Below are 21,611 nucleotides of genomic sequence, written 5' to 3' on the forward strand. Positions count from 1 at the left end.
CCCCCATGAATGACATTACTGCCTCGCGCGACAGCTGGTGGCTGGCCAGCCTCGGCAACACCCTGATCTGGGCACGCCTGCGCGTTCGCCCGGCCGGCACCGCCGAGGTGCTCGACAGCGACGGCAACACGCTGAGCTATGACAGCGAAGACACCGCCCGCTCGCAGCTGTTCGACGCCGAATTCGTCGAATATGACGGCCTGGACGAGGAAGACGCGCTGGTGCGCGGTTTCAGCCTGCACGAAGTGCAGCCACCTCAGGCCGACAACGATGAGGGCCTGCGCGGCCGCATGATCCAGTCGCTGGGCGGGCGCGCCTGATCCAGGCATGTTCACTCCGCGCGCCTTCGCCGAGACCGACCTTTTCTGGCTGGACCGCCTGCTGGCGCGCGATCCATTCGTCACCGTGCTCACCCCCGGCAGCGATGGCCTGCCGGAGCTGACCCGGATGCCGGTGCTGTACCGGCGTGACGGCGAGCGCATCGAACTGCGCGGGCACTGGGCCCGCGCCAATCCGCAGTCGCGCCAGGCCGGCGCGGCCAAGATACTGGTCGACGGCCCACACGGCTACGTTTCGGCCAGCTGGTATCCGGACAAGGAGCCCGCCGCGCGGGTACCGACCTGGAACTACGCCGCCGCCGAGCTGCGCGGCCAGCTGCACACCTTCGACGACACCGATGCGCTGGCCGAACTGGTCGGCGCGATCAGCGACCGCTTTGAAGCCAGCGTCGGCCAGGCCTGGCAGTTCGATGCCACGCGTGCCGAACACGGCCCGGAACTGCGCGCCATCGTCGGCTTCCGCTTCCAGGTCGAACACGTGCAGCTGAAGCTCAAGCTGAGCCAGAACCATCCCGATGCGAACCAGCGCGCAGTGATCGCCGAACTGGAACAGCTGGACACCCCCTATTCCACCGAGTTGGCGCAGTGGATGCGCTGGCACCGCGAACAGGCCGCCCGCAGCGACTGAACGCCCCAGATTCCCGCGACGACGCAGCCGGACGGCTGCGGCGCGCCCCCACCCGACGCCAGGGACCCGAACATGAAAGACATCCACAAGCTGCTGCAGAACAACCGCGACTGGGCCGACCGCATCGAAAAGGAAGATCCGGACTTCTTCCACCAGCTGGCCAAGCAGCAGCACCCCGAGTACCTGTGGATCGGCTGTTCCGATTCGCGCGTTCCGGCCAACCAGATCATCGGCATGGCGCCGGGTGAAGTATTCGTGCACCGCAACGTGGCCAACGTGGTCGCACACACCGATCTGAACTGCCTGAGCGTGGTGCAGTACGCGGTGGACCAGCTGAAGGTGAAGCACATCCTGATCGTTGGCCACTACGGCTGCGGCGGCGTGCACGCCTGCCTGCACAACACCCGCGTCGGCCTGGCCGACAACTGGCTGCGCCACGTCGGCGACGTGATGCAGAAGCACACCGGCATCCTCGATGCGATCGAAACCGATGAGCTCAAGCACGCACGCCTGTGCGAACTGAACGTGATCGAGCAGGTGGCCAACCTGTGCCGCTCGACCATCGTGCAGGACGCCTGGGCCCGCGGCCAGAAGCTGATGGTGCACGGCTGGGTCTACAGCCTGAAGGACGGACGCGTGCGCGAGATGGGCATCGACGTCGGTTCGCAGGAAGAGCTGCAGCCGGCCTATGAAAAGGCCCTGTCGTACGTCCCGCGCAAGGGCAAGCGCGACTGATCCCTTACGGATGACCACCATGCTCGCTTCGCCGATCAACCTGCACGCCTGGATCGAAGAGAACCGCCACCTGCTGAAGCCGCCGGTGGGCAACAAGATGATCGACAACGGTGATTTCATCGTGATGGTGGTCGGCGGGCCGAACTCGCGTACCGACTACCACTACGACGAAGGCCCGGAGTGGTTCTACCAGCTCGAAGGCGAGATGGTGCTGAAGGTGCAGGAAGACGGCGCAGTGCGCGACATTCCGATCCGCGCCGGTGAAATCTTCCTGTTGCCGGCGAAGGTGCCGCACTCGCCGCGGCGCCCACCCGGTGGCATCGGCCTGGTGGTCGAGCGCAAGCGCCTGCCGCATGAGATGGACGGCGTGATCTGGCACTGCGAGCGCTGCAACCACAAGCTGCACGAAGAGTTCTTCCCGCTGCAGAACATCGAAACCGACCTGCCCAAGGTGTTCGCGCGCTACCACGCCAGCCTGGAGCTGCGCACCTGCAGCCAGTGCGGGCACGTGGATCCGCTGCCGGCGCCAGCGGCGGGCTGAGCCATCGAACGGTAGTTGCCCACCCTGGTGGGCGCTTGCTCGCTCCCGCTCTGGTAGATGCCCACCTTGGTGGGCGCTTGCTTGTACGTGCGCCAACCAAGGTTGGCGACTACCGGGCCATGCGGCACTAGCGTTGGGTTGGCAGCTACCGGGCCATGCCCCAGGCGCTACACTGGCGGTCCCGTTGCAGCCTGTTGCCCGACCATGTCCGACCTGCTCAGCCGCACCCACGCCATCGCCCTGGACGCCGCCGATCCGCTGCGCCCGCTGCGCAATGAATTCCTGATTCCGCGCCACGGCGGCGGCGAGCAGACCTACTTCGTCGGCAATTCGCTGGGGCTGCAGCCGCGTGGCGCTCAGGCCGCCGTGCAGGAAGTGATGAAGCAGTGGGGCGAACTGGCTGTGGAAGGCCACTTCACCGGCCCGACGCAGTGGCTGTCCTACCACCGCCTGGTGAGCGCACAGCTGGCCCGTGTGGTCGGAGCATTGCCCAGCGAAGTGGTGGCGATGAACACGCTGAGCGTGAACCTGCACCTGATGATGGTCAGCTTCTACCGGCCAACGGCCGAGCGCCCGGTGATCCTGATGGAAGCCGGTGCATTCCCGACCGACCGTCATGCGGTGGAAGCACAGATCCGCTTCCATGGTTTCGAGCCGGCGGAGTGCCTGGTGGAAGTGCAGCCGGACGAAGCCAACGGCACGATCTCACTGACCGCGATCGAACGCGCCATCGCCGAACACGGCCCGCGCCTGGCGCTGGTGCTGTGGCCCGGCGTGCAGTACCGCACCGGCCAGGCCTTCGACCTCGATGTGATCACCCGCGCCGCACGCCTGCAGGGCGCACGCATCGGTTTCGACCTGGCGCACTCGGTCGGCAACCTGCCGCTGCGCCTGCATGACGTGGCTCCCGATTTTGCCGTGTGGTGCCATTACAAGTACCTCAACAGCGGCCCGGGCGCAGTGGCAGGCGCCTTCGTGCACGAGCGCCACCACCGTGATACCACCCTGCCGCGCTTTGCTGGCTGGTGGGGCCATGAGGAAGCCACCCGCTTCCAGATGGCGCCGCAGTTCACGCCCGCCATCGGCGCCGAAGGCTGGCAGCTGAGCAATCCGCCAATCCTCGGCCTGGCACCGCTGCGCGCCTCTCTGGACCTGTTCGAACGTGCCGGCATGGAGGCGCTGCGCAGCAAATCGCTGGCGCTCACTGGCATGCTCGAAGCACTGGTACGTGCGCGCCTGCCACAGGTACTGGACATCATCACCCCGGCCGACCCGCAGCGCCGCGGCTGCCAGTTGTCGCTGCGCGTGATCGGTGGCCGCGAGCGTGGCCGTGCGCTGTTCGAACACCTGCGCGGCATCGGCGTGCTCGGCGACTGGCGCGAGCCCGACGTGATCCGCATCTCGCCCACCCCGCTCTACAACCGCTACCTGGACGTGCACCACTTCGTCGAGGAAGTGGAAGCCTGGGCCGGCCTTTAAGCCGGTCCCTCCCCTACTGCTGGACAGTTCGTTGATCGCACACGCCTCCCGCTCGTTGAGCATTATCGGTGCCGGCCTCGCCGGGTCCCTGCTGGCCATCCTGCTTTCACGGCAAGGCTGGCGCATCACCCTGTACGAACGCCGCGGCGATCCGCGCGTGGCCGACTACGAGAGCGGCCGCTCGATCAACCTGGCGTTGGCCGAGCGTGGGCGCAACGCTCTGCGCCAAGCCGGTGTGGAAGACGAAGTGATGGCGCGCGCGGTGATGATGCGCGGCCGCATGGTGCACCCGCGCGAAGGCGAACCGCAGCTGCAGCGCTATGGCCGTGATGACAGCGAGGTGATCTGGTCGATCCATCGCAGCGACCTGAACACCACGCTGCTGGAGCTGGCCGAGCAGGCTGGCGCCACCGTGCATTTCCATCGCCGCCTGCACACTGTTGATTTCCATGCCGGCTACGCCCGTTTCATCGATGACCGCGACGACAGCCCGCACGACATCCGTTTCGACACCCTGATCGGTGCAGACGGCGCCGGCTCGGCACTGCGCGCAGCGATGAACCGTCGTGCGCCGCTGGGCGAGGACATCGCCTTCCTCGACCACTCCTACAAGGAGCTGGAAATCCCGCCAGCCGCCGACGGCAGTTTCCGCATCGAGCGCAACGCGCTGCACATCTGGCCACGCGGCCACTACATGTGCATCGCCCTGCCCAACCACGAAGGCACCTTCACCGTCACCCTGTTCCTGCCCAACCAGGGCGATCCCAGCTTCGCCACGGTCAACACCGGCGCGCAGGCCGAGGCGCTGTTCGCGCGCGAGTTCGCCGACACCCTGCCGTTGATCCCGAACCTGCGCGCGGACTGGGAACAGCACCCGCCGGGCCTGCTCGGCACGCTCACCCTGGACCGCTGGCATCAGCAGGGCCGCGCCGTGCTGATCGGCGATGCCGCGCATGCGATGGTGCCGTTCCATGGCCAGGGCATGAACTGCGCGTTCGAGGACTGCGTCGCACTGGCTCGCCACCTGATGGAAGCGGATGATCTGGAAGGTGCGTTCGCCGCGTTCGAAGCCGAGCGCAAGCCGAATGCACGTGCCATCCAGCAGATGGCGCTGGAGAACTACCTGGAGATGCGCGACCGCGTGGCCGATCCTGCGTTCCTGCTGCAGCGCGAACTGGAGCAGGAACTGCAGCGGCGCTGGCCGACCCGCTTCGTACCGCACTACACGATGGTCACTTTCCTGCACACGCCCTACGCCGAGGCGCTGCGCCGCACCGAACTGCAACGCGACCTGCTGGTTGCAGCCACCGAAGGTCACGATTCACTGGACAACATCGACTGGGCCGCACTGGAAGCGCAGGTCCACGCGCTGCTGCCGGTCCTGGAGGGCGCGCACTGATGGCCGACAGCTTCCTGTTCTACGACCTGGAAACCTTCGGCCAGGATCCGCGGCGCACGCGCATCTCGCAGTACGCCGCCATCCGCACCGATGCCGACCTCAACGAGATCGATACCCCGGTCAGCTTCTTCGTGCGCCCGGCCGATGATTTGCTGCCCTCGCCGATGGCCACCCTGGTCACCGGCATCACCCCGCAGCAGGCACTGGCCGAAGGCATCAGCGAGGCCGAGGCCTTCGACCGCATCAACGAACAGCTGTCGCGCCCCGGCACCTGCGCGCTGGGTTACAACACGCTGCGCTTCGACGATGAATTCGTCCGCTATGGGCTGTTCCGCAATTTCCACGACCCGTACGAGCGCGAGTGGCGCAACGGCAATTCGCGCTGGGACCTGCTGGACATGCTGCGACTGATGCGCGCGATGCGCCCGGATGGCATCCAGTGGCCGCTGCGCGAGGACGGCGCCACCTCGTTCAAGCTCGAGCACCTGGCCGAGGCCAACAATGTGCGCGAAGGCGATGCGCACGAAGCACTGTCCGACGTACGCGCCACCATCGGCATGGCACGCCTGTTCAAGCAGTCGCAGCCGCGCCTGTGGGAGTACGCGCTGAAGCTGCGTGACAAGCGCTTCGTCGGCAGCCTGCTGGACGTGGCCGCGATGAAGCCGGTGCTGCACATTTCCATGCGCTACCCAGCCAGCCGCCTGTGCGCGGCACCGGTTCTGCCGCTGGCCGTGCACCCGACCATCAACAACCGGGTGATCGTGTTCGACCTGGAAGGCGAGATCGACGACCTGCTGGAACTGCCGGCCGAGGTGATCGCACAGCGCCTGTACATGCGCGCCAGCGAGCTGCCCGAAGGCGTGGCGCGGGTGCCGCTGAAGGAAGTGCATCTGAACAAGGTGCCGGCGCTGATCGCCTGGAACCACCTGCGCACCGATGATCACGCACGCCTCGGCCTGGACGTGGCCGCGATCGAGGCCAAGGTGGAACGGCTGCGTGCGTTCGCCCCGCAGCTGGCCGAGAAGGCTCGCCAGGTCTACAACCAGCCCCGCGCCGCCACCGTGGCCGACGTCGATGCCTCGCTGTACGACGGCTTCCTCGGCAACGGCGACAAGCCGCTGCTTGCGCTGGCGCGCACCACCGCGCCGGAGCAGTTGGCCGCACTGGAAGGCCGCTTCCGCGACCCGCGCCTGCCAGAGCTGCTGTTCCGCTACCGCGCACGCAACCATCCCGACAGCCTCGCGCCGGCTGAACGCCAGCGCTGGCAGGATTACCGCCGCCAGCGACTGCTCGGCGACGATGGCCTGGGCGAACTCAACCTGCCCCAGTACCAGCAGCAGCTCGATGCACTGGCCGCCGAAGCGCCCGACGACGCACGGCGCCAGACCCTGCTGCAATCGCTGCGCGATTGGGGCCAGCACCTGCAGGAGACGCTGTGAGCACCTACTTCTCGGACGCCAGTTTCAAGTTCCTCCGCAGCCTGGCGCGGCATAACGACAAGGCCTGGTTCAACGACCACCGCCAGCAGTATGAAGACCACGTACGGCAGCCGTTCCTGCGCCTGCTGGGCGACCTGCAGCCAGCACTGGCCGAGGTCAGCGACCATTTCCGCGCTGATACCCGCGGCGTCGGTGGCTCACTGTTCCGCATCCATCGCGACGCGCGCTTCTCCAACGACAAGTCACCGTACAAGACCTGGCAGGGCGCGCGCCTGTTCCATGAGCGCCGCCGTGAAGTGGCCGCACCTTCGTTCTATGTGCACCTGCAGCCCGGCGAGAGCTTCGTCGGTGCCGGCCTGTGGCATCCGGAACCGGAAACCCAGCGCCGCGTACGCCACTTCATCCTCGACAACCCGGGCAGCTGGAAGGCCGCCGCGCATGCACCGGCCCTGCGCAAGCGCTTCGATTTCGAGGAGAGCGAGAAGCTGGTGCGGCCCCCTCGTGGCTTCCCGGCCGACTTCGAATTCATCGACGACCTCAAGCACCGCAACTGGGTGATGTGGCGCTCGCTGGACGATGCCACCATGACCGGGCCGCGCCTGCTGTCCACGCTGGGCAAGGACCTGGCGGCGCTCGGCCCGTTCGTCGACTACCTGTGCGCCGCGCTGGACCTGGAGTTCTGATGTCTCAGCATCTTCCGCTGGCCCGCCAGCGGCGCGTGCTCGGCCGCACCGGCCTGGCCGTTTCACCGATCGGCCTGGGCTGCTCCGGCTTCTGGGGTCATCGCCGTTTCCCGGAGTATGAGGCGGCCACTGTGGTCGAACAGGCGCTCGCCCATGGGGTGAACCTGCTCGATACCGGCCACAATTATTCCGGCTTCCATGCCGAGCCACGCCTGGGCCGCATCCTGCGCCCGTTGCTGAAGCAGTACCCGCGCGATTCACTGGTGATCTCCAGCAAGGGTGGCACGCTGACCGGACAGGCCGGTATCAGCGGCGCCGAGCAACGCAACTTCTCGCCCGCGGCCATCACCGCCAGCTGCGAGGCTTCGCTGCGCAACCTCGGTCTGGATCATCTTGATATCTACCAGCTGCATGGCGCCAGCGAACACGACATCAACGACGACCTGCTGGCCGCGCTGCAGCGCCTGCGCGAGCGTGGGTTGATCCGGCACACCGGCATCAACACCCACTCGGCCTCGACGCTGCGCTGGATGATCGCCCATCCCGACACCTTCGATGTGGTGCTCCTGGACTACAACGCCCTGCAACAGGACCGCGAACCGCTGATCGACCAGCTGCAGGCGGTGGGCATCGGCGTGCTGGCCGGTACCGTGCTGGCGCAAGGCCACCTGCTGCCCCCGCGTCCGCGCCTGCCGCGGCTGGCCGATGGCTGGTACCTGGCGCGCGCGTGGCTGAAGCCCAGCAGCCGCCAGCTGATGCGCAGTGCCCGCCAGATGCGGCGCGCGGTGGCCGCGATCCACAGCCAGCGCCCGGCCCAGACCGCCTTCGCCTATACCCTGGGCCATCCCGGCGTGGCCAGCGGCATCCTCGGTACCACCCGCACCCGCAGCCTGGACGAGGTGCTGGCGACGCGGCTGGAAGCGCTGACCCCGGTTGAACGGCAACAGCTGGTCGATGCCTTCGGTGACGGCCGTGGTTCACCCAGTCATTGAGTCTTCACCCGGCACTGCCGCCGTTGCGGCAGTCTGGTCGGCATGAAGAAACTGACCGCACTCGTTGTGCTGCTGGTCCTGGCCGTGGCGGCCTGGTGGTTCGGCGGCCCCTACATGACCGTCAATGGCCTGTCCAAGGCCATCGAACAGCGCGACACCGCCCGCCTGGAGCGATACGTCGATTTCCCGCGCGTGCGCAGCAGCCTGCGCGCGCAGCTCAATGACTACCTGGTGCGCCAGGCTGGCCCGGATGTGGCGGCCAGCCCGTTCGGCGCCCTGCTCTATGGACTCGGCGACCAGCTCGGTGGCGCCGCAGTGGAGACCATGGTGACCCCGACCGGAATCGGCGCGATGCTGCAGGGCCACGTGCTGTGGAAGCGCGGCCGCAATGAACTTCAGGGCGGCGATGCGTTCGGTACGACCGAACCGGCGCGCCCGTTGAAGCATGCCGAGCACCATTTCGAGGCACTGGACCGCTTCGTGATCGATGTCGATCGCGGCCCCGGCCAGCCGCCGCTGAAGGTGGTGCTGGAACCGCAGGGCCTGCGCTGGAAGGTGGTGGACCTGCAGCTGGGGATGTCCGGCAGCCCGTGACGGGAGCGGCGCTCTGGTAGGTGCCCGCCTTGGTGGGCACGGATGCACGCCAACCTAGGTTGGCGACTACCAAGGCGCGGCGCTCTGGTAGGTGCCCGCCTTGGTGGGCACGGATGCATGGCAGTGCCAACCAACGGTTGGCACCCACCCGTCGTGGCCTTATCCCTCGTTGGCGACGCCGTGCGGTACGTGGCCGGCGGCCACATGCTCGCGGGCACTGTCGATGTTGTGCTGCGAATCATCGAAGAAGATGTCGGCGCCGAACGCCTGCAGGAACGGTCCCTTGTGGCGGCCACCAAGGAACAGCGCTTCATCCAGGCGCACGCCCCACTCACGCAGGGTGCGGATCACCCGCTCGTGCGCCGGCGCCGAACGCGCAGTCACCAGTGCGGTACGGATCGGCGCACTGTCGCCGGCCGGGAACACTTCCTGCAGCGTGTGCAGGGCCGACAGGAAGCCGCGGAAGGGGCCGCCGCTGAGCGGCTCGCGGGCGCGCTCGCGCTCGTGGCGGCCAAAGGCTTCCACGCCCTGCTCGCGCGAAATGCGCTCACTCTCATCACCGAAGATTACCGCGTCACCGTCAAAGGCGATGCGCAGCTGGCCGGCCGGGCGACCGGTATCGATCTGGTCGGCCGCTGCCGCAGCGGTCTCGCCCGGCGGCTTGGGCAGGATGGTCGCCGCCGCGATGCCATGGCGCAGCGCGCTGCGCACCGATTCGGGGTTGGCCGACAGGAACAGGTCGGTACCGAACGGCTTCACGTACGGCCAGGTCGGCTCACCGGCGGTGAACGTCGCACGGATGATGCCCAGGCCGTAGTGCTGGATCGAGTTGAAGATGCGCAGGCCGGTATCGGCTGAGTTGCGAGACAGCAGGATCACCTCGACCCGCGGGTTCTCCGGGCTGGCGCCCTGGTTCAGCGCCAGCAGCTTGCGCACCACGGGAAAGGCCACGCCGGGGCCGAGGATGTCGTCCTCATGCTGGCGCTGGAATTCGGCATAGGCCGCCACGCCATCGCTCTCGAACAGCGCGTGGCTTTCCTCGAGGTCGAACAATGCGCGCGAGGTCACCGCGACGGTCAGCAAACGGGGGGAGTTGTCGCCCATCGGTGGGGGTCCTTCAAGCGGTCGGCGGGGCCGGCCGCCTATTGTCCTCAAAAAACGAACTGTTCGCTCAGGATCCGGTCTTCCAGGTTGTGTTCCGGATCGAACAGCAGGGTTACGCGGCGGTCCTTCGACTCGCGGATGGTCACCTCGACCACGTCGCGGGTCTCGTGCGAATCAGCGGTCACGCTGATCGGGCGCTTGTACGGATCGAGCACGCGGAAACGCACTTCGGTGTCGGCCTTGAGGATCGCCCCGCGCCAGCGTCGCGGCCGGTAAGGAGCCAGCGGCGTCAGGGCGATGGTATGCGAGCCCAGCGGCAGCACCGGGCCGTGCGCGGAATAGTTGTAGGCGGTACTGCCAGCCGGGGTGGCGACCAGCACGCCGTCACCGATCAGTTCGGCCACGCGTTCCTGGCCGTTGAGATCGATGCCGATATGCGCCGCCTGCCGGGTCTGGCGCAACAGCGAGACGTCGTTGTAGGCCAGCGAGCCGGTACTGGTGCCTGATTCGGTCAGTGCCACCATCTCCAGCGGGCGCAGGTTGGCCGGTTCGGCACGGGCGATGCGCGCCTGCACGTCATCGTCGCCGCGGTACTGGTTCATCAGGAAGCCCACCGTACCCAGTTTCATGCCGAACACCGGCTTGCCCAGGTGCCCATGCCGGTGCAGGGTCTGCAGCATGAAGCCATCGCCGCCCAGTGGGCACAGTACATCGGCCTGCTCGGGCGTGTAGTCGCCATAGCGCGACACCATGGCCGCGCGGGCCATCTGCGCGGGCTCGGTGGTGCTGGCCAGGAAAGCGATGCGGGGGGTGTCGCTCATCGGTGGATCCGGGGGGAAGGCATGAGGGAGAGCATAACCGAGCGCCGGGGGTTGGACCCCGCTGGGCGGATGACCGGCCCGTCCGCCGGGACACGCCGTAAACCCATCCATGGGGGCTCGGTCGCGCCATCCATGGCGCTCACGGTCCCGGCGGACGGGCCGGTCATCCACCTGACAGGTTGCCGGCCGGCGTCGGGTCAGTGATCGCAGAAAAGAAAGCAAAAACAGAACGGCCCCGCTTTCGCGGGGCCGTTCCTCCAACTGCTGCAGATCAGGAGCCCCCCCCTGAGTCAGGGGGGCGCGCCAACGGCGCGGGGGTCTGGGAGCATGGTTGGCATGGGGCCCACGGTTTGCAGAGCAAACCGTGGGGCGTCAGCGCGAATGCGCTTACGCACCATGCGATGCCAGCTGGCCCAGGCGCTGGACCGCGACCGAAACAGTCGGGTAGTCCAGGGTCTTCTGCTCGGCCAGTTCGGCCAGCATCGCCAGAGTGAAGCGCAGGCTGTTGTCGTCGCGGCCCATCCAGGCCGCCACCTTGGCTTCAGCACTGCCACCCTTGGTGCCCAGCACCTGGCCCGCCAGGTTGCGGTGGTTGGCAGCCAGCTCGTCACGCAGCACGCCACGCGCCACGGCGTGCCAGCGGCCATTGACCTCCAGCGCGTCGACCTGCTCGAACAGCCACGGCAGCTGCAGGGCATCGCCCAGGCGGAAGTGGACCTTGGACACGTCCACCGGCTTCAGCTTGCGGGTGCGGGCCAGTTCGATGATGTCGAACGCCGGCTCCAGGAAGTGCAGCTCGGCCAGCTGCTGCGCCAGTGCGGACGGCAGCCCCTTCTCCTTCCATTCGGCCACCAGGGCTTCATAGGTCGGACGCTGCGAATCCGGCAGTACACCCGAAGCAACGCGGATGTCGTTGAACGGACCCTGGTAGCGGTTGACCGCTTCCGTGATGCCCGGCATCGCACCCGGGCGCGACAGCAGCCAGCGCACGAACGAGCGCTGCAGCTTCCAGATCACTTCCAGCGCGTCGATCTGCACCGACTCCGGCACCTTGCCGTCGAGCGCATCGATCTGCGCCCACAGCGCGCGTGCATCCAGCGTTTCGCGGCTGATGGTGTAGGCCTTGGCAACCTCGGCGATGGAGCGGCCGGTGTCTTCCTGCATGCGCATCAGGAAGGTGGCGCCCATGCGGTTGATGGTCTGGTTGGTCACGGCCGTGGCGATGATTTCGCGCTTCAGGCGGTGACGCTCCATCGCGTCGGCGTACTTCTTCTGCAGCGGGGTCGGGAAGTAGCGCTGCAGCTCCTTGGACAGGTACGGATCTTCCGGGATGTCCGAATCCAGCAGCTGGGCGAACGCCACCAGCTTGGAGTAGGACAGCAGCACCGACAGCTCCGGACGGGTCAGGCCCTGGCCGCGTGCCTTGCGCTGGGACAGCTCGGCGTCGGACGGCAGGAACTCGATCTGGCGATCAAGCAGGCCCTGCTGTTCCAGGGTACGGATGAAGTGCTGCTTGGAACCCAGGCGCTTGACCGCCATCCGCTCCATCAGGCTCAGCGCCTGGTTCTGGCGATAGTTGTCGTTGAGCACCAGCTCGGCGACTTCATCGGTCATCGAAGCCAGCAGCTTGTTGCGCTGCTCGACGGTCAGCTTCTTGGCCCGCACCACATCATTGAGCAGGATCTTGATGTTGACTTCATGGTCGGAGGTGTCGACACCGGCCGAGTTGTCGATGAAGTCGGTGTTGAGCAGCACGCCGGCCTGGGCAGCTTCGATGCGGCCCAGCTGGGTCATGCCCAGGTTGCCGCCCTCGCCCACCACCTTGCAACGCAGCTCGCCACCGTTCACGCGCAGTGCGTTGTTGGCGCGGTCGCCGACATCGCTGTGCTGCTCGCTGGATGCCTTGACGTAGGTACCGATGCCGCCGTTCCACAGCAGGTCGACCGGCGCCTTCAGGATCGCGCTCATCAGGTCGTTCGGCGACAGCGCCTTGACGTTCTCGTCCAGGCCCAGCGCTTCACGCACCTGCGGGGTGATCTCGATCGACTTCAGGGTACGCGGGAAGATGCCGCCACCCTTGCTGATCAACTTGGCATCGTAGTCCGCCCAGCTCGAACGCGGCACGGTGAACAGGCGCTCACGTTCGACGAACGTGGTGGCCGCATCCGGGTTCGGGTCCAGGAAGATGTGGCGGTGGTCGAACGCGGCGACCAGGCGGATGTGGCGCGACAGCAGCATGCCGTTGCCGAACACGTCGCCGGACATGTCGCCGACGCCGACCGCGGTGAAGTCCTGGCTCTGGCTGTCACGGCCCAGTGCACGGAAGTGGCGCTTGACCGACTCCCACGCACCGCGCGCGGTGATGCCCATGCCCTTGTGGTCGTAACCGACCGAACCACCGGAAGCGAACGCATCGCCCATCCAGAAGCCGTGCGCGATGGCCAGGCCGTTGGCGATGTCGGAGAAGGTCGCGGTGCCCTTGTCAGCGGCCACCACCAGGTACGGATCGTCCATGTCGTGGCGCACGACATCCACCGGCGGCACGATCTTGTTGTTGACGATGTTGTCGGTGATGTCCAGCAGGCCCTGGATGAACAGCTTGTAGCAGGCCACGCCGTTGGCGAAGATCGCGTCGCGGTCGCCGTTCACCGGCGGGGTCTTGGCGAAGAAGCCACCCTTCGCGCCGACCGGCACGATGACGGTGTTCTTGACCATCTGTGCCTTGACCAGGCCCAGCACTTCGGTACGGAAGTCTTCGCGACGATCCGACCAGCGCAGGCCGCCACGGGCGACCGCGCCGAAGCGCAGATGGGTACCTTCCACGCGCGGGCCGTAGACGAAGATTTCGCGGTACGGACGCGGCTTCGGCAGGTCCGGCACCAGCGCCGAATCGAACTTGAAGCTGATGACATGGCCGTGCTGGCCGTTGGCATCGGTCTGGTAGTAGCTGGTACGCAGGGTCGCGTCGATCACGCCCATGAACGAGCGCAGGATGCGGTCCTCGTCCAGGCTGGACACGCGGTCCATCAGCTTCAGCAGCGCATCGCGCGCGGCCTGCATCTGCGCGTCGCGGTCACCCTTGCGGGCATCGACCACGGTCTTGAGCACCTTCAGGGTGGCGTCGTCACCAGCAGCCAGCACTTCGAAGTGGGCCTTCAGCTGGGCCTGGCCGGCCGCGATGTCGTCCTTGCCTTCGTGGCCGGTGGCCGGATCGAAGCGGGCTTCGAACAGCTCGACCAGCAGGCGGGCCAGCAGCGGGTAGCGGGCGAAGGTGCCTTCCACATAGGCCTGCGAGAACGGCACGCCGGTCTGCAGCAGGTACTTGCAGTAGCCACGCAGCATGGCGACCTGGCGCCAGTGCAGGCCAGCAGCCAGCACCAGGCGGTTGAAGCCGTCGTTCTCGGCATCGCCGTGCCAGACGCGGGCGAAGGTCTCGCCGAAGGCTTCATCGACACTGGCAGCATCGATCGCGCCGGCGGTCGATTCGACCTCGAAGTCCTGCACGTACACCGGGGCGTTGTCGACCGACAGGCGGTACGGACGCTCGGCGATCACGCGCAGGCCCATGTTTTCCATCATCGGCAGCGCGTCCGACAGCGGAATGTCGTCCAGCTGGCGATACAGCTTCAGGCGCAGGCCATCGCCGCTTTCGCGCGGCACGGCCTGCAGGCTCAGGCGCAGGTCGTCCGGGCCGGTCAGGGCGTCGAGCTGGCTGACATCGTTGGCGGCAACAGCGGTGCTGTTGTCTTCGATGTAGCCCGCCGGCAGCGCCTTGCCGATACGGGCGGCGATGCGCAGGCCTTCGGTCTCGCCGTGGCGGGTGACCAGCGCTTCGCGCAGGTCATCCTGCCAGTTGCGCAGCACCTGGGCCAGCTTCTGCTCCAGTTCGGCGGTATCGACGTCGAGCATCTCACCCGGCTTCGGGCGCACGATCAGGTGCACCTGGGCCAGCGGCGATTCGCCCAGCACCACCGAGCTGTCGACGTACTCACCGTGCAGCGCTTCCTTCAGCATCGCTTCGATGCGCAGGCGCACGTCGGTGTTGAAGCGCTCGCGCGGCAGGTAGACCAGCGCGGAGATGAAACGGCTGTACTTGTCGCGGCGCAGGAACAGACGGCTGCGCACGCGCTCCTGCAGGCCCAGCACGCCCATCGCGGTGCGGAACAGCTCGTCCTCGCTGGACTGGAACAGTTCTTCGCGCGGCAGGGTTTCCAGGATGTGGCGCAGGGCCTTGCCACTGTGGCTGGCCGGGGCCAGGCCCGACTGCTTCATCACGTGCTCGTGGCGCTGGCGCACCAGCGGGATTTCCCACGGGCGACGGTTGTAGGCGCTGGAAGTGAACAGGCCGAGGAAGCGCTGCTCGCCGATGATCTTGCCCTTGGCGTCGAATTCCAGCACGCCGATGTAATCCATGTAGCCAGCGCGGTGCACGCGCGAACGGGCATTGGTCTTGGTCAGGATCAACGCGTCCTTCAAACCGGACGTGGTGTTCAGGCCCTGCGCGGCCAGGGTCTTGACCGGACGGGCGGCGGACTTGTCCTTGCCGCGCATCAGGCCCAGGCCGGTGTCGTTCAGCGGCGCCAGCACTTCTTCCTTGCCCTGCTTCTCGACGCGGTACTCGCGGTAGCCGAAGAAGGTGAAGTGGTTGTCGGCGGCCCAGCGCAGGAACTCCTGTGCTTCCTTGCGCGACGCGTCGTCGACCGGCAGCTGGCGGCTGCCCAGGTCGTCGGCCAGCGCCAGCGCCTTGTCCTTCATCGGCTGCCAGTCGCGCACGATCGCACGCACTTCGTCCAGCGCCTTGTTGATGGCCTGTTCGATGGCGGCCATGGCTTCGGCCGGCTGGCGGTCGATTTCCAGCAGCATCACCGACTCGGTATCACCTTCTCCGACCTTGACCAGCTTGCCGGCCTTGTCGCGGCTGAAGCGCAGCACCGGGTGGCCCAGCACGTGGACACCCACGCCCTGCTCGGCCAGCGACATGGTGACGGTATCGACCAGGAACGGCATGTCGTCGTTGACGATCTGCAGCACGGTGTGCGGCGATTCCCAACCGTTGGCCTTCGTGGTCGGATTGAACACGCGGACGTTGGCCTTGCCGGCCTTGCGGGCGCGAGCGAATTCCAGCGTCTCAGCCGCGAGCGCGGCCCACTCTTCAGCGCTGTGGTGCGGGAACTCGTCCGACTCCATGCGCTTGTAGAAGTCGGTGGCGAAGGCCACCGCTTCGGCCTGTGCGGCCGCGGGGTATCGCTTGCGCAATGCCGTGTACACCGGCTCCAGGGAGAAACCAGCGGTCACTGCGACCTCCGACTCTGCTGGTTTGGTCTTGTTTTTCACGGTCTTGGCTGCGGTTTTTTGCGGTTTCATGGCAGAGCGATGCGCTTGCTCAGTTGGGAAAATGAAATTGTAGCCCTACCGCACGAAAAGGCCTTGCTGCAGGACGGAATAACCAGATTCGGGTTTGCTGCGGTTTAGACGCCTATTCAGTTCGCTCTGGTATGGAGCTGGCGACGGCTTCAGCACTGCCGACAGGATCGGCAAAGCGTGTTACCGGAAGACACACGCGGCGACGCCGATTCGATTCCACAATCCTGAACTGGACGGTATAGTCCACCGCGTGAACCCGGCCTACCTCCCCGTTGCCCTCGACGCGCGCGATGAGCGCGTGTTCGATGCCGTGCGCGAATTGTTGGCCCGGCAGGGCATGCAGATGAGCATGGACGCGGTGGCCCAGCATGCCGGCTGCTCCAAGCAGACCCTGTACTCGCGCTACGGCAGCAAGCAGGAACTGCTGCGCCGGGTGATGCAGCGCCACGTCGGCCACGCCACCGGCGCCATGCTGCGTGCACTCCGCGGTGACGACCTGCGTGCCAGCCTGCTCCAGTTCGCCACCGACTTCCTGGAGCATTTCAACCAACCGCACGTAGGACAGGCCTGCCGGCTGATTGCGGCCGAGGCGGCCCAGTTTCCCGAAGAGGCGCGTACGCTGTACCGGCATGGTGCCGGCGCGCTGACGCTTCATCTTGCTGAATGGATTGAAACCGTTTGCATGCAAGGCCAGCTCCGGCATGACGACCCGCACTTCATGGCCGAACTGCTGCTGAGCATGATCGCCGGTCAGGATTTCGACAAACAGCGCTTCCATACCCCCCATCGTGATGACGCGCTCCTGCGTCGGCGCTGGGCAGAGTTCTCCGTCGACAGCTTCCTGCGCGCATTCGCGCCACAGCCGTCGCCGGCCCCGTCTACAAACCAACCCCGGAGTTCCTCCTGATGACCGCCCCACTCCGCACCCTTGCCTTGACGTGCGCCGTTGCTGTCGCTCTGGCTGCCTGCAAGAAGCCGGAACAGCAGATTCCCCCGCCGCCGGAGGTGGGCGTGATCGACGCCAAGCCGCAGACCCTGCCGCTGCAGCGTGAGCTGGTCGGCCGCCTGTCGCCGTTCCGCAGCGCCGACGTCCGCGCACGCGTGCCCGGCGTGCTGCTCAAGCGCGTCTACCAGGAAGGCTCGCAGGTCAAGCAGGGCCAGACCCTGTTCCTGATCGACCCGGCGCCGCTGCGTGCCTCGCTCAATGCCTCAGAGGCCCAGCTGGCCTCGGCCCGCGCGACCTACGCCAACGCCAAGGTCGCCGCCGACCGCGCGCGTTCGCTGGCCCCGCAGCAGTTCGTCTCCAAGGCCGACCTGGACAATGCCGAATCGGCCGAGCGCACCGCGCTGGCCGCGGTCAAGCAGGCCGAGGCATCGGTGACCTCCTCGCGCATCAGCCTGGGCTACACCGAAGTGACCGCGCCGATCAGCGGCGTGGCCAACAAGCAGCAGGTCACCGAAGGTGCGCTGGTCGGCCAGGGCGACGTGACCCTGCTGACCACCGTCGACCAGCTCGACCCGCTGTACGTGAACTTCTCGCTGAGCGTGGATGAGCTGACCCAGCTGCGCGCGCAGCAGGCCAAGGGTGCGCTGGCACTGTCCGGCGACGGCAAGGCCACGGTCAACGTCAAGCTGGCCGACGGCAGCACCTATGGCGAGCCGGGCACGCTGGACTTCTCCTCGACCACGGTCGACCCGGCCACCGGCGCGGTGTCGCTGCGCGCGCTGCTGCCGAACCCGCAGCAGATCCTGCTGCCCGGCGCCTTCGTCAGCTTCCAGGCCAACCTGGGCGAGCGCAACAACGCTTACCTGGTGCCGCAGCAGGCCTTGCTGCGTGATACCACCGGCGGTTACGTGATGGTGGTCGGTGCCGACGGCAAGGTCGTGCGCAAGAACGTGAAGACCGATGGCGCGCAGAACGGCAACTGGCTGGTCAGCGACGGCCTGGCCGCCGGTGACAAGGTGATCGTGGCCGGCGTGCAGAAGGTCAAGGAAGGTGCACCGGCGGTCGCCAAGCCGTGGACCCCGGGGCAGGACGCCAACGGCAAGCCTGCCGCGGGTGGTGCTGCACCGGCGGCGGCAGCGCCGGCCGCAGGCAAGGCACCGGCCGACGCGGCCAAGCCCGAGCAGGCCGATGCGGCCAAGCCGGCCGCCACCGATTCGAACAAGCAGTAACGGGAACCTTCCGTCATGCCTAAATTTTTCATCGAACATCCAGTCTTCGCCTGGGTGGTTGCGATCCTGATCTCGCTCAGCGGCGTGATCGCGATCCTCAACCTGGGCGTGGAGTCCTATCCCAACATCGCCCCACCGCAGGTCACCGTGTCGGCGACCTACCCGGGCGCCAGCGCCGACACCACGGAAAAATCGGTCACCCAGGTGATCGAGCAGCAGCTGACCGGTATCGATCACCTGCTGTACTTCAGCTCCTCGTCCGCCTCCAACGGACGTGCGCAGATCACCCTGACCTTCGAGACCGGTACCGATCCGGACATCGCCCAGGTGCAGGTGCAGAACAAGGTCTCGCTGGCCACGCCACGACTGCCTTCGGAAGTGACCCAGCAGGGCGTGGTGGTGGCCAAGGCCAACGCCGGCTTCCTGATGGTGATCGCGCTGCAGTCCGATACGCCGGCCATCAACCGTGATGCCCTGAACGACATCGTCGGTTCGCGCGTGCTCGACCAGGTCTCGCGTATCCCCGGCGTCGGCAGCACCCAGCAGTTCGGTTCCGAGTACGCCATGAACATCTGGCTGAACCCGGAAAAGATGCAGGGCTACGGCCTGTCGGCCAGCCAGGTGCTCGCCGCGGTGCGCGCGCAGAACGTGCAGTTCGCTGCCGGTGCGCTGGGTTCGGACCCGTCGCCGGAAGGCCAGCACTTCACCGCAACGGTCTCGGCCGAAGGCCGCTTCAGCTCGCCGCAGGAGTTCGAGAACATCATCCTGCGCGCCAACGCTGACGGTTCGCGCGTGCTGCTGAAGGACATCGCCCGCGTTGCCTTCGGTGCCAACAACTACGGCTTTGACACCCAGTACAACGGCAAGCCGACCGGCGCCTTCGCCATCCAGCTGCTGCCGGGCGCCAACGCCCTGAACGTGGCCGATGCGGTGCGCGCCAAGATGGACGAGCTGCAGCCCAGCTTCCCGTCCGGCGTGACCTGGTTCTCGCCGTACGACAGCACCACCTTCGTCAAGATCTCCATCCAGGAAGTGGTCAAGACACTGTTCGAAGCAGTGTTCCTGGTGTTCCTGGTGATGCTGATCTTCCTGCAGAACTTCCGCGCCACCCTGATCCCGACCCTGGTCATCCCGGTGGCCCTGCTCGGTACCTTCCTGGGCATGTGGATGATCGGCTTCACGATCAACCAGCTGACCCTGTTCGCGATGGTGCTGGCGATCGGCATCGTGGTCGATGACGCGATCGTGGTGATCGAGAACGTCGAACGCATCATGACCGAGGAAGGCCTGGCGCCGAAGCCGGCCACGCAGAAGGCGATGACCCAGATCACCGGCGCGGTGGTGGCGATCACCGTCGTGCTGGCTGCGGTGTTCATCCCGTCCGCCCTGCAGGGCGGCGCCGCCGGTGAGATCTACAAGCAGTTCGCGCTGACCATCGCCATCTCGATGGCGTTCTCGGCGTTCCTGGCCCTGGGCTTCACCCCGGCGCTGTGCGCGACCTTCCTCAAGCCGACGCACAACGACAACCCGAACATCGTCTACCGCACCTTCAACAAGTACTACGACAAGATCAGCCACACCTATGTGGGCCACATCACCTCGGCGGTACGCCATGCGCCGCGCTGGATGATCCTGTTCGTGGTGCTGACCGCACTGTGCGGCTTCCTGTTCACCCGCATGCCGGGCAGCTTCCTGCCGGAAGAAGACCAGGGCTATGCGCTGGCGATCGTGCAGCTGCCGCCGGGCTCGACCAAGGGCCAGACCAACGAAGTGTTCGCGCAGATGCGTGGCATCCTGGAAAAGCAGGATGGCTATGAAGGCATGCTGCAGGTGGCCGGCTTCAGCTTCGTCGGTTCCGGCGAGAACGTCGGCATGGGCTTCATCCGCCTGAAGCCGTGGGAGGAACGCAAGTTCACCGCGCCCGAGTTCATCCAGAACATGAACGGCGCGTTCTACGGCATCAAGGAAGCGCAGATCTTCGTGGTCAACCTGCCCACCGTGCAGGGCCTCGGCCAGTTCGGTGGCTTCGACATGTGGCTGCAGGACCGCAGTGGTGCCGGCTACGAACAGCTGACCCAGGCGCGAAACATCCTGCTGGGCAATGCCGCGCAGAAGCCCGAAGCACTGGTCGGCGTGCGTCCGAACGGGCTGGAAAACGCTCCGCAGCTGCAGCTGCACGTGGACCGCGTGCAGGCGCAGTCGATGGGCATGTCGGTGTCGGACGTGTACAGCACCATCCAGCTGATGCTGGCCCCGGTGTACGTCAACGACTTCTTCTACGAAGGCCGCATCAAGCGCGTGACCATGCAGGCCGATGGTCCGTACCGCACCGGCCAGGAATCGCTGAAGAGCTTCTACAGCCCGTCCAGCCTGACCACCAATGCCGACGGCACCAGTTCGATGATCCCGCTGAACACGGTGGTCAAGTCCGAATGGGTGTCGGCACCGCCGTCGCTGAGCCGCTACAACGGCTACTCGGCGATCAACATCGTCGGTTCGCAGGCTCCGGGCACCAGCTCGGGCGAAGCGATGCAGACCATGGAGAGCATCGTCAACGACGACCTGCCGGCCGGCTTCGGCTACGACTGGTCCGGCATGTCCTACCAGGAAATCCTGGCCGGCAATGCCGCCACGCTGCTGCTGGTGCTGTCCATCGTGGTGGTGTTCCTGTGCCTGGCAGCCCTGTATGAAAGCTGGTCGATCCCGGTCGCGGTGCTGCTGGTGGTGCCGCTGGGCGTGCTGGGTGCCCTCGGCCTGTCGATGCTGCGCGGCCTGCCCAACGATCTGTTCTTCAAGATCGGCCTGATCACTGTGATCGGCCTGGCGGCGAAGAATGCGATCCTGATCGTGGAGTTCGCGGTGGAGCAGCGCGCAGCAGGCAAGAACCTGCGTGATGCCACCATCGAGGCAGCCCGCCTGCGTTTCCGCCCCATCCTGATGACGTCGTTCGCGTTCATCATGGGCGTGATCCCGATGGCGATCTCCACCGGCGCCGGCGCCAACTCCCGCCACGCCATCGGTACCGGCGTGATCGGCGGCATGCTGTTCGCCACCCTGCTCGGCCTGCTGATGATCCCGGTGTTCTTCGTGGTCGTGCGCCGCATGCTGGGTGACAAGCTGGATGAACCGTCCAAGGAGTTCATGGAACGCCAGCGCGACGCCGATGCTGCACACCGCCCGGATCGTTGATCCGGTGGTGAGATGACACAGAAAGGCCCCGGAGCGATCCGGGGCCTTTTTTCTTGCCGCTTTTGAATCCCTGCCAACCAAGGTTGGCCTCTACAGGAACAACGGCATGGCCGGTAGCCGCCAACCTTGG

General features: G+C 66.5%; 16 protein-coding genes. 13 read left to right on the forward strand and 3 right to left on the reverse strand.

Going from position 1 to position 21,611, the window contains the following annotated elements:
• The first annotated feature begins 5 nt into the window (after positions 1-5).
• The 10 genes from EGM71_RS13190 (at position 6) to EGM71_RS13235 (ending at position 8,828) form a co-directional block, all read left to right on the forward strand.
• Positions 6-320, forward strand: a complete 315-nt coding sequence (locus EGM71_RS13190; RefSeq protein WP_094000972.1) for a hypothetical protein — start codon at positions 6-8, stop codon at positions 318-320.
• Positions 321-327: 7 nt separating this feature from the next.
• On the forward strand, positions 328-966 hold the full coding sequence (locus tag EGM71_RS13195) for an FMN-binding negative transcriptional regulator (protein WP_188485289.1): 639 nt from the start codon (positions 328-330) through the stop codon (positions 964-966).
• Between the two features lie 72 nt (positions 967-1,038).
• Positions 1,039-1,701, forward strand: coding sequence for a carbonate dehydratase (gene can, locus EGM71_RS13200; protein ID WP_087923022.1), 663 nt, complete (start codon positions 1,039-1,041; stop codon positions 1,699-1,701).
• Positions 1,702-1,720: 19 nt separating this feature from the next.
• A complete protein-coding gene (locus EGM71_RS13205) occupies positions 1,721-2,242 on the forward strand; it encodes a 3-hydroxyanthranilate 3,4-dioxygenase (protein WP_126411140.1) in 522 nt (173 codons plus the stop codon).
• A 204-nt stretch (positions 2,243-2,446) separates the two neighbouring features.
• A complete protein-coding gene (gene kynU / locus EGM71_RS13210) occupies positions 2,447-3,721 on the forward strand; it encodes a kynureninase (protein WP_188485290.1) in 1,275 nt (424 codons plus the stop codon).
• Positions 3,722-3,752: 31 nt separating this feature from the next.
• Positions 3,753-5,120, forward strand: coding sequence for an FAD-dependent oxidoreductase (locus EGM71_RS13215; RefSeq protein ID WP_188485291.1), 1,368 nt, complete (start codon positions 3,753-3,755; stop codon positions 5,118-5,120).
• On the forward strand, positions 5,120-6,559 hold the full coding sequence (sbcB, locus tag EGM71_RS13220; RefSeq protein ID WP_188485292.1) for an exodeoxyribonuclease I: 1,440 nt from the start codon (positions 5,120-5,122) through the stop codon (positions 6,557-6,559). Before EGM71_RS13215 ends, sbcB begins: the two co-directional genes overlap by 1 nt.
• On the forward strand, positions 6,556-7,242 hold the full coding sequence (locus EGM71_RS13225) for a DUF2461 domain-containing protein (protein ID WP_032127674.1): 687 nt from the start codon (positions 6,556-6,558) through the stop codon (positions 7,240-7,242). Before sbcB ends, EGM71_RS13225 begins: the two co-directional genes overlap by 4 nt.
• Positions 7,242-8,234: an aldo/keto reductase gene (locus tag EGM71_RS13230; RefSeq protein WP_188485293.1), complete on the forward strand. Its 993-nt coding sequence runs from the start codon at positions 7,242-7,244 to the stop codon at positions 8,232-8,234. The genes EGM71_RS13225 and EGM71_RS13230 overlap by 1 nt, the downstream gene beginning before the upstream one ends.
• 42 nt (positions 8,235-8,276) lie before the next feature.
• Positions 8,277-8,828, forward strand: a complete 552-nt coding sequence (locus tag EGM71_RS13235; protein WP_188485294.1) for a DUF2939 domain-containing protein — start codon at positions 8,277-8,279, stop codon at positions 8,826-8,828.
• 159 nt (positions 8,829-8,987) lie between these two features.
• On the opposite strand, the gene EGM71_RS13240 is transcribed toward EGM71_RS13235, so the two are convergent.
• The 3 genes from EGM71_RS13240 to EGM71_RS13250 form a co-directional block, all read right to left on the reverse strand.
• Positions 8,988-9,932, reverse strand: a complete 945-nt coding sequence (locus EGM71_RS13240) for a 5'-nucleotidase (RefSeq protein ID WP_005417414.1) — start codon at positions 9,930-9,932, stop codon at positions 8,988-8,990.
• Positions 9,933-9,979: 47 nt separating this feature from the next.
• Positions 9,980-10,753: an NAD kinase gene (locus EGM71_RS13245; RefSeq protein WP_049445646.1), complete on the reverse strand. Its 774-nt coding sequence runs from the start codon at positions 10,751-10,753 to the stop codon at positions 9,980-9,982.
• Positions 10,754-11,140: 387 nt separating this feature from the next.
• Positions 11,141-16,117, reverse strand: a complete 4,977-nt coding sequence (locus tag EGM71_RS13250; protein WP_188485295.1) for an NAD-glutamate dehydrogenase — start codon at positions 16,115-16,117, stop codon at positions 11,141-11,143.
• 250 nt (positions 16,118-16,367) lie between these two features.
• On the opposite strand from EGM71_RS13250, the gene EGM71_RS13255 reads away from it, so the two are divergent.
• From EGM71_RS13255 to EGM71_RS13265, 3 genes are read left to right on the forward strand one after another with little or no spacing between them, the layout of a single operon-like run.
• Entirely contained in the window at positions 16,368-17,024 is a 657-nt protein-coding gene (locus EGM71_RS13255) for a TetR/AcrR family transcriptional regulator (RefSeq protein ID WP_188485296.1), read from the forward strand.
• Positions 17,024-18,292 (forward strand): efflux RND transporter periplasmic adaptor subunit, encoded by a 1,269-nt coding sequence (locus EGM71_RS13260; RefSeq protein WP_188485297.1) that lies wholly within the window; start codon positions 17,024-17,026, stop codon positions 18,290-18,292. Before EGM71_RS13255 ends, EGM71_RS13260 begins: the two co-directional genes overlap by 1 nt.
• A 15-nt stretch (positions 18,293-18,307) precedes the next feature.
• A complete protein-coding gene (locus EGM71_RS13265; protein WP_188485298.1) occupies positions 18,308-21,481 on the forward strand; it encodes a multidrug efflux RND transporter permease subunit in 3,174 nt (1,057 codons plus the stop codon).
• Positions 21,482-21,611 lie beyond the last annotated feature (130 nt).

Origin of the sequence: Stenotrophomonas maltophilia, from assembly GCF_006970445.1 — a bacterium.
Classification (GTDB): domain Bacteria; phylum Pseudomonadota; class Gammaproteobacteria; order Xanthomonadales; family Xanthomonadaceae; genus Stenotrophomonas; species Stenotrophomonas maltophilia_AU.

What these genes read in the sequence shown, in the direction of transcription:
- EGM71_RS13190 (WP_094000972.1), top strand. Translation starts at nt 6, where the DNA reads ATGAATGACATTACTGCCTCGCGCGACAGCTGGTGGCTGGCCAGCCTC.
- EGM71_RS13195 (WP_188485289.1), top strand. Translation starts at nt 328, where the DNA reads ATGTTCACTCCGCGCGCCTTCGCCGAGACCGACCTTTTCTGGCTGGAC.
- can (WP_087923022.1), top strand. Translation starts at nt 1,039, where the DNA reads ATGAAAGACATCCACAAGCTGCTGCAGAACAACCGCGACTGGGCCGAC.
- EGM71_RS13205 (WP_126411140.1), top strand. Translation starts at nt 1,721, where the DNA reads ATGCTCGCTTCGCCGATCAACCTGCACGCCTGGATCGAAGAGAACCGC.
- kynU (WP_188485290.1), top strand. Translation starts at nt 2,447, where the DNA reads ATGTCCGACCTGCTCAGCCGCACCCACGCCATCGCCCTGGACGCCGCC.
- sbcB (WP_188485292.1), top strand. Translation starts at nt 5,120, where the DNA reads ATGGCCGACAGCTTCCTGTTCTACGACCTGGAAACCTTCGGCCAGGAT.
- EGM71_RS13230 (WP_188485293.1), top strand. Translation starts at nt 7,242, where the DNA reads ATGTCTCAGCATCTTCCGCTGGCCCGCCAGCGGCGCGTGCTCGGCCGC.
- EGM71_RS13235 (WP_188485294.1), top strand. Translation starts at nt 8,277, where the DNA reads ATGAAGAAACTGACCGCACTCGTTGTGCTGCTGGTCCTGGCCGTGGCG.
- EGM71_RS13240 (WP_005417414.1), bottom strand. Translation starts at nt 9,932, where the DNA reads ATGGGCGACAACTCCCCCCGTTTGCTGACCGTCGCGGTGACCTCGCGC.
- EGM71_RS13245 (WP_049445646.1), bottom strand. Translation starts at nt 10,753, where the DNA reads ATGAGCGACACCCCCCGCATCGCTTTCCTGGCCAGCACCACCGAGCCC.
- EGM71_RS13250 (WP_188485295.1), bottom strand. Translation starts at nt 16,117, where the DNA reads ATGAAACCGCAAAAAACCGCAGCCAAGACCGTGAAAAACAAGACCAAA.
- EGM71_RS13260 (WP_188485297.1), top strand. Translation starts at nt 17,024, where the DNA reads ATGACCGCCCCACTCCGCACCCTTGCCTTGACGTGCGCCGTTGCTGTC.
- EGM71_RS13265 (WP_188485298.1), top strand. Translation starts at nt 18,308, where the DNA reads ATGCCTAAATTTTTCATCGAACATCCAGTCTTCGCCTGGGTGGTTGCG.